16 protein-coding genes are annotated in these 13,546 nt (G+C 70.1%); 1 reads left to right on the top strand and 15 read right to left on the bottom strand.

Annotation, left to right across the window (positions count from 1 at the left end; genetic code table 11):
- Nucleotides 1-79 precede the first annotated feature (79 nt).
- The 13 genes from ABT288_RS10005 to ABT288_RS09945 form a co-directional block, all read right to left on the bottom strand.
- Nucleotides 80-388, bottom strand: coding sequence for a DUF2469 domain-containing protein (locus tag ABT288_RS10005; protein ID WP_003965949.1), 309 nt, complete (start codon nucleotides 386-388; stop codon nucleotides 80-82).
- Nucleotides 389-463: 75 nt separating this feature from the next.
- Nucleotides 464-988: an NUDIX hydrolase gene (locus ABT288_RS10000; protein WP_351604634.1), complete on the bottom strand. Its 525-nt coding sequence runs from the start codon at nucleotides 986-988 to the stop codon at nucleotides 464-466.
- A complete protein-coding gene (gene lepB / locus ABT288_RS09995) occupies nucleotides 978-1,763 on the bottom strand; it encodes a signal peptidase I (RefSeq protein ID WP_351604632.1) in 786 nt (261 codons plus the stop codon). The genes ABT288_RS10000 and lepB (ABT288_RS09995) overlap by 11 nt, the downstream gene beginning before the upstream one ends.
- 93 nt (nucleotides 1,764-1,856) lie before the next feature.
- Nucleotides 1,857-2,147, bottom strand: coding sequence for a hypothetical protein (locus tag ABT288_RS09990; protein WP_351604630.1), 291 nt, complete (start codon nucleotides 2,145-2,147; stop codon nucleotides 1,857-1,859).
- A complete protein-coding gene (gene lepB, locus ABT288_RS09985; RefSeq protein ID WP_351604629.1) occupies nucleotides 2,144-3,154 on the bottom strand; it encodes a signal peptidase I in 1,011 nt (336 codons plus the stop codon). The genes ABT288_RS09990 and lepB (ABT288_RS09985) overlap by 4 nt, the downstream gene beginning before the upstream one ends.
- Complete coding sequence (gene lepB, locus ABT288_RS09980; protein WP_351604628.1) at nucleotides 3,042-4,133, bottom strand: signal peptidase I; 1,092 nt, start codon at nucleotides 4,131-4,133, stop codon at nucleotides 3,042-3,044. Before lepB (ABT288_RS09980) ends, lepB (ABT288_RS09985) begins: the two co-directional genes overlap by 113 nt.
- Entirely contained in the window at nucleotides 4,126-4,821 is a 696-nt protein-coding gene (gene lepB, locus ABT288_RS09975) for a signal peptidase I (protein ID WP_351604627.1), read from the bottom strand. Before lepB (ABT288_RS09975) ends, lepB (ABT288_RS09980) begins: the two co-directional genes overlap by 8 nt.
- A 45-nt stretch (nucleotides 4,822-4,866) precedes the next feature.
- Entirely contained in the window at nucleotides 4,867-5,217 is a 351-nt protein-coding gene (rplS, locus tag ABT288_RS09970; RefSeq protein WP_055704359.1) for a 50S ribosomal protein L19, read from the bottom strand.
- A 135-nt stretch (nucleotides 5,218-5,352) separates the two neighbouring features.
- Nucleotides 5,353-6,186 carry a tRNA (guanosine(37)-N1)-methyltransferase TrmD gene (gene trmD / locus ABT288_RS09965; RefSeq protein ID WP_351604625.1) on the bottom strand — a complete coding sequence of 278 codons (834 nt, stop codon included), beginning with the start codon at nucleotides 6,184-6,186 and terminating at the stop codon, nucleotides 5,353-5,355.
- Nucleotides 6,186-6,737, bottom strand: coding sequence for a ribosome maturation factor RimM (gene rimM / locus ABT288_RS09960; RefSeq protein ID WP_351604623.1), 552 nt, complete (start codon nucleotides 6,735-6,737; stop codon nucleotides 6,186-6,188). The genes trmD and rimM overlap by 1 nt, the downstream gene beginning before the upstream one ends.
- A gap of 82 nt (nucleotides 6,738-6,819) precedes the next feature.
- The gene (locus ABT288_RS09955) at nucleotides 6,820-7,059 is read right to left on the bottom strand and encodes an RNA-binding protein (RefSeq protein ID WP_003973401.1); all 240 of its coding nucleotides are present in this window, start codon (nucleotides 7,057-7,059) and stop codon (nucleotides 6,820-6,822) included.
- Between the two features lie 5 nt (nucleotides 7,060-7,064).
- Complete coding sequence (gene rpsP, locus ABT288_RS09950) at nucleotides 7,065-7,493, bottom strand: 30S ribosomal protein S16 (RefSeq protein WP_351604621.1); 429 nt, start codon at nucleotides 7,491-7,493, stop codon at nucleotides 7,065-7,067.
- A 299-nt stretch (nucleotides 7,494-7,792) separates the two neighbouring features.
- Nucleotides 7,793-8,389, bottom strand: a complete 597-nt coding sequence (locus tag ABT288_RS09945) for a hypothetical protein (RefSeq protein WP_055704355.1) — start codon at nucleotides 8,387-8,389, stop codon at nucleotides 7,793-7,795.
- Nucleotides 8,390-8,912: 523 nt separating this feature from the next.
- Here ABT288_RS09945 and ABT288_RS09940 point away from each other — a divergent pair.
- Nucleotides 8,913-9,863, top strand: coding sequence for an SAM-dependent methyltransferase (locus ABT288_RS09940; RefSeq protein WP_351604619.1), 951 nt, complete (start codon nucleotides 8,913-8,915; stop codon nucleotides 9,861-9,863).
- Here ABT288_RS09940 and ftsH read toward each other — a convergent pair.
- Together ftsH and ffh are read right to left on the bottom strand one after the other, a co-directional pair.
- Entirely contained in the window at nucleotides 9,860-11,803 is a 1,944-nt protein-coding gene (gene ftsH / locus ABT288_RS09935) for an ATP-dependent zinc metalloprotease FtsH (RefSeq protein WP_351604617.1), read from the bottom strand. The two genes, ABT288_RS09940 and ftsH, sit on opposite strands and share 4 nt — an antisense overlap.
- A gap of 117 nt (nucleotides 11,804-11,920) precedes the next feature.
- Nucleotides 11,921-13,471 carry a signal recognition particle protein gene (ffh, locus tag ABT288_RS09930; protein ID WP_351604615.1) on the bottom strand — a complete coding sequence of 517 codons (1,551 nt, stop codon included), beginning with the start codon at nucleotides 13,469-13,471 and terminating at the stop codon, nucleotides 11,921-11,923.
- Between the last annotated feature and the right edge of the window lie 75 nt (nucleotides 13,472-13,546).

Genomic DNA, 13,546 nt, shown 5'->3' with positions numbered 1-13,546 from the left:
CGGCCGACACGTGTTGATCTTGGTGAATTACTCAGCAGTTGTGGAAAAGCTCGTCACCCACACGAGCGACAGCAGCCCGTCACCCGCCCGGGAGCTCCAGGTCGCTCTTGTTGAGCTCCTCGATGTTCACGTCCTTGAACGTGAGGACTCTGACCTGCTTCACGAAGCGTGCCGGCCGATACATGTCCCAGACCCAGGCATCAGCCATCGACACCTCGAAGAACACCTCCCCCTGGACCGAGTGCACCTGCATCTCGTAGTCGTTGGTGAGGTAGAAACGCCGCTCGGTCTCGATCACGTATTTGAACAGACCGACGACGTCGCGGTACTCCCGGTAGAGCTTCAGCTCCATCTCGGTCTCGTACTTCTCGAGGTCCTCGGCGCTCATGGCATGTTCCCCTTCAGCCGTGCGATCCCCCCATTGTGCGCCAGTCCGACGGGCACTCAGACGATTTCCGGGTCGCTAGACGATTTCCGCGTCGAGGGTCACAGGACTGGCCGGGGGACCTTCGTCGAGCAGCGTGCGCAGCAGCTCGGCGAGTCTGGTCGGATACACCGTCTCATGTGCCCGGGTCAGTTCCTGACACGTCCACCAGCGCGCTCCGGCGACGCTGCGCCGCTCCAGCTCCGTCAGCCCCTGGGCCGCGGTGGCCGTCTGCGTCGTACGGGCCAGGTAGTACCACTCGTCCTGGTCCCAGCGGCGGCCCGCGAACGGGAAGGAGCACATGCGGCGCCACAGCACCGGGCCGAGTTCCACGTCGGTGATGCCGGTCTCCTCGGCGAGTTCCCTGAGCGCGGCCTCCTCGCGCGTCTCGGCACCCTCCAGGCCCCCGCCCGGGGTGAACCACCAGTCGTCAGCCGGATCGTCCGGCTCATGGCCGTGCAGGAGCAGGACGCGGTCCTGTGGGTCGAGGAGGACCACCCGGGCCACCCTGCGCAGCCCGCCCTCGTAGGAGTCCTCGCCGGTCCGCGTGGTCTCAGCGGACACCGGCCGCCTCCGGGCGGGCGGCACGCGCGCGGGAGCGGCCCATGCGCCCCGCGATCGGGCCGTAGGCGCCGCCGGCCAGCACCAGGACGGCGCCGGCGACGATCAGCAGCTCGATGGTGGACAGGGGACCGGGCTGGGAGAGCGCGCCGAGGGACTCGAAGCCGGTGGGGCGCATCAGCGAGCCCTTCCAGGGCCAGATGACCGCGTCCACGCGGGCGTTCACGGCGTCACGGGAGACCGTGCCCTTGGCCGCGTCGGTGAGGTGGGCCGTGGAGTCCAGGGAACCCTGGCGCTCGTCGCCGAGGAGGAACAGACGGCCCTGGGGAACGGTCACCGTCGGGAAGTTCTTGATCTCCGCCAGGCTGCCCTTGGGCAGATAGGGCTCGTCGATCTGCTTGCCGTTGACGGTCAGCTTGCCGTTCGTGCAGCAGGAGACGGTGTCGCCGCCGACCGCGACGACGCGCTTGACCACCTTGGCGTTGGTGACCCAGCTCTTGTCCGTGAAGACGACGACGTCACCGCGCTTCACCTGACCGCCGTCGACCTTCTGCGCGAGCACCCGGTCACCGGCGTCGATCGTGGGCGTCATCGAGCTGGTCGGCACGGTGTACGGCCGGTAGGTCACCGCCGCCCAGGCGAATCCGCCGAGGAACAGCACCAGACCCAGTGCCACGGCCACTGAGGAAAGCCGCTGCCCGAGCCGGCTGCCGCCGGGCTGTGCCGTGCCTGTCCCGCCGCTGTGCGGGGCCGTACGCGTCGTGCTCTCGCCACCCATGGACCCGCACCCTACCCGGCAGTACCGGGCGGGGGCAGCCCCTGTTTCCCGACCGGCGCCGGAGCGGGGGCAAAGACCCGGCGGGCCCCGGACTCACAGGTTCCGGATCGCCTCGGCCAGGTCGGGCCCGTACGAGGCCCAACAGCCCACCGAGCCGTCGTCGTGGAGGGTCCCCATGTACCACTCCCCGTCGTGGTCGACGAGGCAGAGTTCACCGAAGGCCAGCACGTACGAGGGGCGCAGCGGCTGGTGGGGGCCGCCGCTGCCGTCCTCGACGTGGACGTGCCGGTCCGGGGAGAGCGCGACGGCGCGCGCGTCGCCCGAGTGGGCGCGCAGGCGGTCCACCGTCCACCCGTCGGGGAGCGCCGGGACCTCCGCGGTCACCGGCTGCCCGCGGTCGTCTTCCGCTCCGCCCTGGTCTCCAGCCGGTCCGCGCGCCGACGCCGCCACACCGCCACCGGCAGTACCGCGGCGATGGCCACACCCTGCGGGGCCACCGTCAGGGCGGCGGACTCCGTGGACTGCTGGTTGATGCCGGGCTGGTCGAAGGTGTCCGGGACGGGCAGGGTGCCCCAGCGGTTGATCGGCCAGGCCTTGACGATGGCGCGGCCCACGACGTCGCTGACCGGGACCATGCCGTGGTGCTTGTCGGACTGGTTGTAGCGCGAGTCGCGGGAGTTCTGGCGGTGGTCGCCCATCACCCAGATGTAGCCCTGGGGGACCGTCACCTTGAACTGGCCGCCCACCTCGTCGTCCGTGCACGGCGTGTTGCCGGGGTAGACGTACGGCTCGTTCAGGGGCTTGCCGTTGACCAGCAGCGGGCCGGTGTTCTTGCACTGGACCGTGTCGCCGCCGACGCCGATCACGCGCTTGATGAGGTCCTTCTCGTTGGCGGACGGCATCAGGCCGATCCAGCTGAGGACCTGCTGCACGGCGTTCGGGCTCGCCGCCGGTTCACCCGCCAGCCAGTTGTCCGGATCGTGGAAGACCACGACCTCGCCGCGCTCGGGCTTGGAGCCGAACCACGGGGTGAGTTTGTCGACCAGGACGCGGTCACCCACCTGGAGGGTGTTCTGCATCGAGGCGGACGGGATCGAGAACGCCTGCACCAGGAACGTCTTGATCAGCAGCGCCAGCACCAGCGCGATGACGACGAGGATCGGCAGCTCCTTCCAGAAGGAGCGCGGCTTCCTCGGCCGGTCCGCGGCCTCGCCCGCACCGGCGCCCTCGGTCCTCGGCCGCTGTCCGTCGTCCGGCGTGCCCTCGTCGCCCGCCGCGTCATTCCCGGAGGTCATGGCGCCGTCCGGCACGGGGGCGTTCGCTTCCACGGGGTGTCCGCGGTGCTCCTCGCCGTCGTGCCCCGACCGTGCGCCAACCGCCACATCCCCCACGCCAACTCCTTACTCTGTGCCGCTGCCTGCTCCACATTCGACGCAGGCCCACCACTCCCATAACGAGCGGGAGTTCCGCAGGGGTCGGGAGCTGGGTCGTTCCGTTCGGATTCTCGGGGGCAACCCTATGCGACAGCGAGGGACCGGCGGTCGCACGCGACGCGGAGTCGGCGACGCTTGCGAAGGTTTTAGGTTCTTCAAGGCGTGTCCAGTGGCCGATCGGCCAGCCGATGGCGACGGCGCGGCCGACCACGGATTTCTCGGACACCGTTCCGCCGTACGGGGTGTTCTGGTGGAAACGGGAGTCCGCGGAGTTGCCCCGGTGGTCGCCCATGACCCACAGCCGACCCTGGGGAACGGTGATGTCGAAGGGCTGGGCGGACGGGGCGTCACCCGGATAGATGTAATCCCCTTCGGTGAGCGGCACGCCGTTGACGGTGACCCGGCCCTGGCTGTCACAGCACTTGACGTGGTCGCCGCCGACCCCGACGACCCGCTTGATCAGGTCCTTCTCGTTGTCGGAGGGGAGCAGCCCGATGAAGGTGAGGCCTTCCTTGAGCTGCTTGACGACGACCGGGTCGTGCTTCTTGGCCGTCTGCTCGTCGGCCAGCCAGCCGCCCGGGTCGTGGAAGACGACGACGTCCCCGCGCTGCGGCTCGGCGCCGAACCACGGGGTGAGCTTGTCGACCAGGACGCGGTCGCCGATCCGGATCGTCTGCTCCATCGAGCCCGACGGGATCACGAACGCCTGGACGAGGAAGGTCTTCAGGACCAGCGCTATGAGGACGGCCACGCCGACCAGAAGGGGGATCTCCCGGACGGCTGAACGCCGGCGCTTGCGTTTGACCTTGCGCTGGAGTTTCCGCCGCTCCGCGCGCGTACGGCCGCCGCCGGGCGCGGAGGTGCGGCGCGATCCGGTGGGCAGCAGATTGTCGGCGGGGCTGCTGGGCACCCCGCGCGGTTTGCCGCGGTTACCCATGCGCGCCCTCCGGGGCGGGCACGCGCGCGTAGGCGGAGGGCGCCGTCAGGTGCGTCCAGTGGTCGTACGGCCACACGATCCAGTCGGCGCGGCCGATGACGTCGCCGACCGGGATCATGCCGCCGCCGGGCGAGCCGAGATGGGCGCGGGAGTCGCTGGAGTCGCTGCGGTGGTCGCCGAGGACGAACAGGCGGCCGGCGGGTACGACGATGTCGAAGGGCACGCTGGAGGCGCTGTCCCCGGGATAGAGGAACGCCGACTCGTCGACGGCGCGGCCGTTCACCTCGATCCTCCCCTGCCTGTCGCAGCAGACCACATGGTCTCCCCCCACACCGACAACGCGCTTGATGTAGTCGGCGTCCCCGAAATACCCCGTACCGTCGAACACGATCACATCGCCGCGGCGCGGCCGGGCACCGAAACGGTACGCCAACTTATTTACGAGAACGCGGTCCCCGATCCTCAAGCCCTGTTCCATGGATCCGCTCGGAATCTGGAACGGTTGCACCACGAAAGCGTTGAGGACGAGCAAAAACGCCAGGCAGAGCAAGAGTGTGAGGGTGATCCGGCCGCCCGGCAGCCAGTTGGCGATCCGCCCGGCCAACGCGAAACGCGACCGTCCCTCCGGCACCGGGGAATCCGGGTGGGAGGGGCGGTCGCGTTCCGTCGGCTGTGCTTCGGTGTCCATCGGGGCGAGATGCTATCCCGCCCCGCCATGGGCTCCGGAGAGCGCTCAGCTCTCGCGCTTCTCCTTGATCTTCGCGGCCTTGCCGCGCAGGTCACGGAGGTAGTACAGCTTGGCGCGGCGCACGTCACCACGGGTGACCAGCTCGATCTTCTCGACGATCGGGGTGTGCACCGGGAAGGTGCGCTCGACGCCGACGGAGAACGAGACCTTGCGGACCGTGAAGGTCTCGCGGACACCGGAGCCCTGGCGACGGATCACAACGCCCTTGAACTGCTGCACACGGGAGCGGTTGCCCTCGATGACGCGGACGTGGACGTTGACGGTGTCACCCGGGCGGAAGGCCGGGATGTCGCTGCGCAGCGACGCGGCGTCGACGGAGTCGAGCAGGTGAGACATTTCGTCTGCTTTCTTCGCTGATGCCACAGGTCATCAACGGAAACTAGGTGTTTGCACGAAGCCGTGTGCGGGTCGGGGCGGGCGTCGTGTCCCCCCGTGGCAGGGGCGCACGCCGGACGGGCGCACAACAGCGGTCTATTCTTCCATGCCCTCGGCCCGCCGCCAAAATCGGCCGTACGGGTGGCCTTCCGGGTCCGGTTCCCAGCCCAGGATGGAGAGCATCTCGCGGTCCTTCTTGTCGAAGGCCTTGGGGTCGCAGCGCTCGATCAGGTCGGGCCGGTTGGCCGTCGTACGCCTGAGGGCCTCGTCGCGGCGCCAGCGGGCGATCTTCCCGTGGTGGCCGCTGAGCAGCACGTCCGGGATGTCCCGGCCGCGCCAGAGGGGCGGCTTGGTGTAGACGGGGCCTTCCAGGAGGCTCGCCATGGCGCCGGGCGCGAAGGAGTCGTCCCGGTGGGACTCGGCGTTGCCGAGGACGCCGGGCAGCAGCCGGGCGACGGCCTCCGTGATGACCAGGACGGCCGCCTCGCCGCCGGCCAGCACATAGTCACCGATGGAGACCTCGTAGACGGGCACGCGCGTGGCGTACTCGTCCATGACGCGCCGGTCGATGCCCTCGTAGCGGGCCGGTGTGAAGATCAGCCAGGGTCGCTCGGAGAGCTCCACGGCGAGTTCCTGGGTGAAGGGCCGGCCGCTGGGCGTGGGCACGATCAGCGCGGGCGCCCGGCCGCCGGTCTCGTAGCCGTCGGCGAGGATCGTGTCCAGCGCGTCGCCCCAGGGCTCGGTCTTCATGACCATGCCGGGGCCGCCGCCGTACGGGGTGTCGTCGACGGTGTTGTGGCGGTCGTACGTCCACGCGCGCAGGTCGTGCACCTGGACATCGAGCCGCCCACGCGCGCGTGCCTTGCCGACGAGGGAGACGTTCAGCGGGTCCAGGTACTCGGGGAAGATCGTGACGACGTCGAGGCGCATTACGACTCTTCCCCTGTGTCGCCGGGGGAGGCGACCTCGGCGCGGTCGTCGATCAGGCCCGGCGGAGGGGTGATGACCGCCTTCTGCTCCGCGAGGTCGATGTCGGCCACGATCTCCTCGACGAAGGGGATCATCACCTCGGTCCCGTCCGGGCGCTCCACGATGAACAGGTCCTGGGAGGGCAGGTGCGAGATCTCGGTGATCCGGCCGACCTCCACGCCGTCCTCGGTGACCACGTCGAGGTCGATGAGCTGATGGTCGTAGTACTCGTCCTCGCCCTCGGGCAGTTCCTCCGGGTCGACCTCGGCGATCAGGAGGGTGTTCCGGAGGGCTTCGGCGGCGTTGCGGTCGGTGACGCCCTCGAAGCGCAGGAGGAGCCGGCCGCTGTGGACCCGGCCGGTGGCGATGGTGAGCGGCCCGGTGGAGGCCGGGTCGGTGGCCAGGACGGCGCCCGGGGCGAGCCGCAGCTCCGGCTCGTCGGTGCGTACCTCCACGGTGACCTCGCCCTTGATGCCATGGGCGCGGCCGATCCGCGCGACTACCAGCTGCACTGTGCTTGATCTCCTGTCATACGACTGCGGGCCGGGGACGGCCCAGTGGCCCTCCCCGGCCCGAGCCGGTTGCGATGAAGCGTCAGCGGACGTGGTCCACGTCGACGAGGTCGACGCGGACACCGCGACCGCCGATGGCGCCCACGACGGTGCGCAGAGCGCGCGCGGTGCGGCCGTTGCGGCCGATCACCTTGCCGAGGTCGTCGGGGTGGACCCGGACCTCGAGCACGCGCCCGCGGCGCAGGTTGCGCGAGGCGACCTGCACATCGTCAGGGTTGTCGACGATGCCCTTCACGAGGTGCTCAAGCGCCTCTTCGAGCATGCTGCTCAGGCCTCGGTCGACTCAGCCGCAGAGGACTCAGCAGCCGCCTCGTCCTTCTTCTCAGCCTTCTTCTTCTGGGTGATCGCCTCACCCTTGCCCTCGTCGTCACCGCCGAGAGCCTCGAACGACGGACGCGCGGCCTTCGGCTCGGCGACGAGCAGCGGCGCGGGGGCCGGCTCGCCCTTGAACTTCTGCCAGTCGCCGGTCTTCTTGAGGATGGCGAGAACCGGCTCGGTCGGCTGCGCGCCGACACCCAGCCAGTACGCCACACGCTCGGCGTCCACCTCGATGACCGACGGGTTGTAGGTCGGGTGGTACTTGCCGATCTCCTCGATGGCCCGGCCGTCACGGCGGGTACGGGAGTCGGCGACGACGATGCGGTAGTGAGGCGAACGGATCTTGCCCAGACGCTTCAGCTTGATCTTGACTGCCACGGGAGTGGGTTCTCCTGGATTTGACGTGGTTGGGCACGGCGAGTTGCCGCGTGGGGTTGCGGTACCCGAGTGCCCGATGGACGCGTCAGCCGGAGGAGAGAGGGGTCCTGTGCGGCTGTCGAGTACAGCTAGCCATTGTGCCATACCCCGCGGGCCGCTTCTGGCCGAGGGTGGGTGAGCCGGGGCCGGGCATGGCTCAGCGGCACCCGGCGTGGAGGTGACCGTACGTCGGGTGCGCTGTTCGGCGTCACGAGGCCACTACCGGCACCCACGAGATGCCGGTGCTTCGCGGCTCGTGATCACGCCGCTCCCGCGACCTCCGGGATTCTGAACGGCTTGCCGCAGCCGCCGCAGACGATGGGGGCCTGGGCGAGGACCGAGGGGACCACGCGGACGTTGCGACCGCAGTCGCAGACCGCCTTGACCCGGACACCGCCGCCGGAGGAGCCGTGCCGGGCGGCCGGGCCGCGGAAGCTGCGGGTGGTGTCCGAGGAGGTCGCCGCCGTGTGCGCCTTCAGCGCGCGCTGCAGCCGCTCGATGGTGGGGCGGTAGCGCCGCTTGGCCTCGGGGTTGAGCGTGACCAGTGAGAAACCGCTGCTCGGGTGCGGCTCCTCGGGGTGGTCGAGGCCCAGCTCCTCGGCGATCGCGAGGAAACGGCGGTTGTGGTAGCGGCCGGCGCGGGAGGTGTCGCGGATCCCACGGGCGGCTGCGATGCCGTGGACTGCCTCATGGAGCAGTCGTTCGAAGGAGAGCTCGTGCCCGCACGCGGACGACGACTCCCCGATCAGGGACTCTGGCGCGGCAAGGTCCGGCAGCTCGGGGTGGTACCGCTGAATGTCGGCCCACGCCTGCGCCAGCTCTGCGGCGAGTACAGGTGGTGTCTGTGTCGTGCTCACGTAATGACAACGAGCGGGAGCTCGAATGTGTTCCTATTCCGGGGCATCCCAAATAATTTGCACGTACCCGTCAGTTGGCACTGATGCGTCCGGACGAGGGCGGGTGCGCTGATCTGCGGAGAAGCCGCACAGCTCGTAACAAGCTGGTGCGTAGTCCGCCCTACGACCCGGCCTGTAGCGACCGGTGCGCTTGTGGCCGGCGGGTGCGCAAGAGGCGTTTCGGCCGCTCTCGTCGCGCAGCCTCACTCCGGTCAGCGTCCGTGGCGCGCATGGCGTTACCCCCGCGTCGTCCGCCCCCCGGCACCGGCCCGTTCCCCCGAAGCGGACACCGTACGGCCATCCAGATTGCCGGGATGTGAAATCTCGCCACACCGGCGCCCGGACCCCAAGCGGGGCCCCACGACCCCTGGACGGGGCAGCGGGCCGGGAGTTACCTGACATACGTGGGAAGTGCGCGCGTACGGCACGGGGCCCACACAACCGGGCACAGCGCTGAACTGTCGGCGGATTGGGGCGCTTACCTATGACACCTACGCTCGCGCGGCAGCACATGCCTCACGCGGATTCCGCACCCCGCGTGGATCTGTACGCACGCGCGCGTGACTGGTCCGAGATCCAGGAGCGGATGCTGGTGCCGCTCTACGAAGCCGTCTACGAACGGCTCGAAGTGGGCCCCGCCACCCGGCTGCTGGGCCTGCGCTGCGGTGCCGGGCTCGCGCTGCTGCTGGCGGCCGGCAGAGGTGCCACCGTCACCGGTGTCGACGCCGCCTCCCCCGAGCGGCTCGCCCTCGCCCGCCGGCGCCTGCTGCCGGACACCTCGCGCGCCGCCGACGGGGACGCCTTCGGCGCGCCCGGTGTGCGCGGCGGCACCGGGCGCACTCGGTACGGCGACGGCACGGGGCACGGCGTGAGCGGCCGTACACGCGCGCGTGCCGTGACCCTCGTGGCGGGCCCGCCCCGTGACCTGGCCGGAACGGACTCCGCGGCCTACACCCTGGTGACCGTCTTCGAGCCGATCGGCTGCCTCGCGGGCGATTCCGAGGGGCTCGGTGAGCTGCTGGCGGACGCCCTGCCGCTGGCCGTGCGCGGGGCCGCCGTGGTGCTGGCCGGCTGGGGTCCGCCGGAGCGCTGCGCCACCTCCTCGGTGCTGCGGGTGGCGACGAAACTGGCCGATCCCCTGCGCAGCGCGCGCAGCTGGCGGCCCGCCCGGCGGGACGACCTGGAGGAGGTCGCCCAGCGGGCGGGGCTGAAACCGGACGGCTCGGGGCGGGTGGCCTGTCCGTTCGGGTACGCCGACCTCGACAGCGCCGTACGGGGGCTGCTGTCGACCGGTCTGTTCGACGCGGCGACCGCGGCGACCGACGCCAAGCAGGTCGACAAGGAGCTGACGGAGGCCCTGCACCCCTACCGGCGCCCGGACGGGACCGTGTGGATGCCGAACGTCTTCCGCTACCTCGTCGCGCGCGTGCCCTAGGAGTCGTCGCTCTCCTTGGTCAGGCGGGTGATCCCGGCGATCCGGTAGGCGTCCGCCTCCTCCAGCGTCTCGTGTTCCAGCAGCGCGTGGGCGAGGGCGTCCAACTGGCCGCGGTGGTCGCGGAGTTTGGCGCACGCCTCGTCGTAGCACTCGTCGACGATCCGCCGCATCTCGCCGTCGATGACGTCGAGGGTCTGCGGGGCGGCGGAGAGGCCGTAGGCCTGCTGGGCGTCGCTCGGGAGGGCGGACAGGCGGCCGACCCGTTCGCTCATGCCCCAGCGGGCCACCATCCCGCGCGCGATGTTGGTGACCTGTTCGAGGTCGTTCTCCGCGCCCGTGGTGACGACTCCGTAGACGACGTCCTCCGCCGCCATCCCGCCCAGGGCGCCGATGATGCGACCGCGCAGGTACTCCTCGGAGTGGGCGTACCGCTCCACCTCGGGCGTGGACATGGTCACCCCGAGTGCCCGGCCGCGCGGCACGATGGTGATCTTGCGGACGGGGTCGGCGCCGGGCTGCAGCATGCCGAGGAGGGCGTGGCCGCTCTCGTGGTAGGCGGTGCGCCGGCGGTCCTCCTCGGGCATCACGAGGGTGCGCTCGGCCCCCAGCTGGACCTTCTCCAGCGCCTCGGACATGTCCGAGGCGGTCACCTGCTCCTGCTTGCGCTTCACGGCCAGGAGCGCGGCCTCGTTGGCGAGATTGGCCAGATCCGCACCCGTCATACCGGGGGTCACGCGAGCCATCTGGGCCAGGTCCACGTCACCCGAGAGCGGGATGTCCCGGGTGTGGATGCGCAGGATGGACTCGCGTCCGGTGCGGTCCGGCGGGGCCACGTTGACCACCCGGTCGAAGCGGCCGGGACGGGTCAGGGCCGGGTCCAGGATGTCCGCGCGGTTGGTCGCGGCGATGACGATCACGCCCTCCGCGCCCGAGAAGCCGTCCATCTCCGTCAGGATCTGGTTCAGCGTCTGCTCGCGCTCGTCGTGCCCGCTCATGGAAGCGCCGCCGGCACGCGCCCGGCCGATGGTGTCGATCTCGTCGATGAAGATGATCGACGGCGCCACCTTGCGGGCCTCGGCGAACAGTTCGCGGACGCGGGACGCGCCGACACCGACGATCATCTCGATGAACTCGGACGCCGAGGCGGAGAAGAACGGCACGCCGGCCTCGCCCGCGACCGCGCGTGCGAGCAGGGTCTTGCCGGTGCCCGGCGGGCCGGCGAGCAGCACACCGCGGGGCAGCTTCGCACCCATCCGGCGGTAGACGTCGGGGTGCTCCAGGAAGTCGACGACGTCGTCCAGTTCGCCCTTGACCTCGTCGATGCCGGCCACGTCCGCGAAGGTCGTGCGCTCGGTGCCCGGCCGCGGCCCGACGGGTTTGGGCGGCGCCCGGCGGCCGAAGAGGCCGCCCATGCCGGGCAGGGCCCCGCCGAGCCGCCGCGCGAAGAAGATCCACACCGCGACCAGGACCACGATCGGGATCAGGGACATCAGCACGTTGGACCACAGGCTGCGCTCCTGCACCACCGGCCGTGCCGTCACGGTGACGCCGTGGCTGCTCAGGTTCTGCCACAGCTTGTCGTCCGCGAAGGCCGGGCGCTGTGTCTTGAACTGGGTGTACTTCCCGCCGCCTTCGGGATTGGCCCGTGCGCTCCTGAGCCGGCCCTGGATCGCGTCGCCCTTGGAGTAGATCGTCGCGACGTTGCCGGCGGCTACCTGCCGGCTGAACTCCGTGTACGAGATCGTCGGCTGGTTGCCCTGGCCGAGATAGTTCAGTCCGACATAGGCCAGCAGGAAGACGATCACCGCGGTGACGAGCAGCCCCCACCACTTTCCGCCGCGGATCCTTCCGCCGCCGGGCCGCTGGGACGGTTCGTCGGGGGTGCCCTCGGTGCGCCACGGCTGGTCTGGGGCTTTGCGTGGTGGCGCCGCATCGCTCATATCTGGACGTTAAGGCATACGGCGGACGTCGGCATGCGCTGAGGGCGCCCCCCTCGGCCGGGGCGCGCCCTCAAGGACGTACGAGCGGAGCTCAGCGCATGAACTCCTGGAACGGACTCAGCCCATGAACTTCTTGAACTCGTCCGGCAGCTCGAAGTTCTGGTCGCTCTGCTGCGGCAGCCCGAAGGCGTTTCCGCCCTGCGCGGCGGCCTCGCGGCGCTGGGCCTCCTCCAGCTCCTGCTGCCTGCGCTTCATCGGGTTGCCGGAGCGCTGCTTGCCCTTGGCCTTCTTCTGCTGCTTCTTCTGCCGGCCGGGGCCGCCGCCCATGCCCGGGATCCCCGGCATGCCGGGCATTCCGCCGCCCTGGGCCATGCGGGACATCATCTTGCGGGCGTCGAAGAACCGCTCGACCAGGTTCTTCACCGCGCTGACCTCGACACCGGAACCCTTGGCGATACGGGCGCGGCGGGAGCCGTTGATGATCGTCGGGTCCTGGCGCTCGCCCGGGGTCATCGACTTGATGATCGCGGCGGTGCGGTCGACGTCCCGCTCGTCGATGTTCTGGATCTGGTCCTTGATCTGGCCCATGCCCGGGAGCATGCCGAGCAGCTTGCTGATGCTGCCCATCTTCCGGACCTGTTCCATCTGGGCCAGGAAGTCGTCCAGGGTGAAGTCCTGGCCCTTCTTGGACGCCAGCTTCGAGGCCATCTTGGCGGCCTCTTCCTGGCTGAAGGTCTTCTCCGCCTGCTCGATCAGGGTGAGCAGGTCACCCAGGTCGAGGATGCGGGAGGCCATCCGGTCCGGGTGGAAGGCGTCGAAGTCGTCCAGCTTCTCGCCGTTGGACGCGAACATGATCGGCTTGCCGGTGATCTGCCGGATCGACAGGGCGGCACCACCGCGGGCGTCACCGTCGAGCTTGGAGAGCACCACGCCGTCGAAGCCGACGCCGTCGCGGAAGGCCTCGGCGGTGTTGACGGCGTCCTGACCGATCATCGCGTCGACGACGAACAGGATCTCGTCCGGGGAGACCGCGTCCCGGATGTCCGCGGCCTGCTGCATCATCTCGGCGTCGATACCGAGGCGGCCGGCGGTGTCCACGATCACGATGTCGTGGACCTTGGACTTCGCGAAGTCGATGGAGTCCTTGGCGACCTTGACCGGGTCGCCGACGCCGTTGCCCGGCTCGGGCGCGAAGACGGCGACACCCGCGCGCTCGGCGACGACGCTCAGCTGGTTGACGGCGTTCGGGCGCTGGAGGTCGGCGGCGACCAGCAGCGGCGAGTGGCCCTGCTCCTTGAGCCACTTGGCGAGCTTGCCCGCGAGGGTGGTCTTACCGGCACCCTGCAGACCCGCCAGCATGATCACGGTGGGCGGCTGCTTGGCGAAGCGCAGGCGCCGGGTCTCGCCGCCGAGGATGGTGACGAGCTCGTCGTTGACGATCTTCAGGACCTGCTGGGCCGGGTTCAGCGCGCGCGAGACCTCGGCGCCCAGTGCCCTTTCCTTGACGTTCTTGATGAAGGTCCGGACGACAGGAAGGGCGACGTCCGCTTCGAGGAGCGCGATACGGATCTCGCGCGCCGTGGCGTCGATGTCCGCCTCGCTGAGGCGCCCCTTCCCGCGGAGATTCTTGAAAGTCGCGCTGAGGCGGTCGGAGAGGGTGTCGAACACGGTGGCGTCGGTCCTCGAGGTCGGAGTCGGTTCGGGCTGCCCTCCAGGGTATCCGGCCCCGCAAGCTATTCGTCC

This window comes from Streptomyces sp. NPDC001093 (genome assembly GCF_040298985.1).
Lineage (GTDB): Bacteria > Actinomycetota > Actinomycetes > Streptomycetales > Streptomycetaceae > Streptomyces.
The sequence above is the reverse complement of the archived record's forward strand: the minus strand, read 5'-3'. Positions and strand labels throughout refer to the sequence as shown.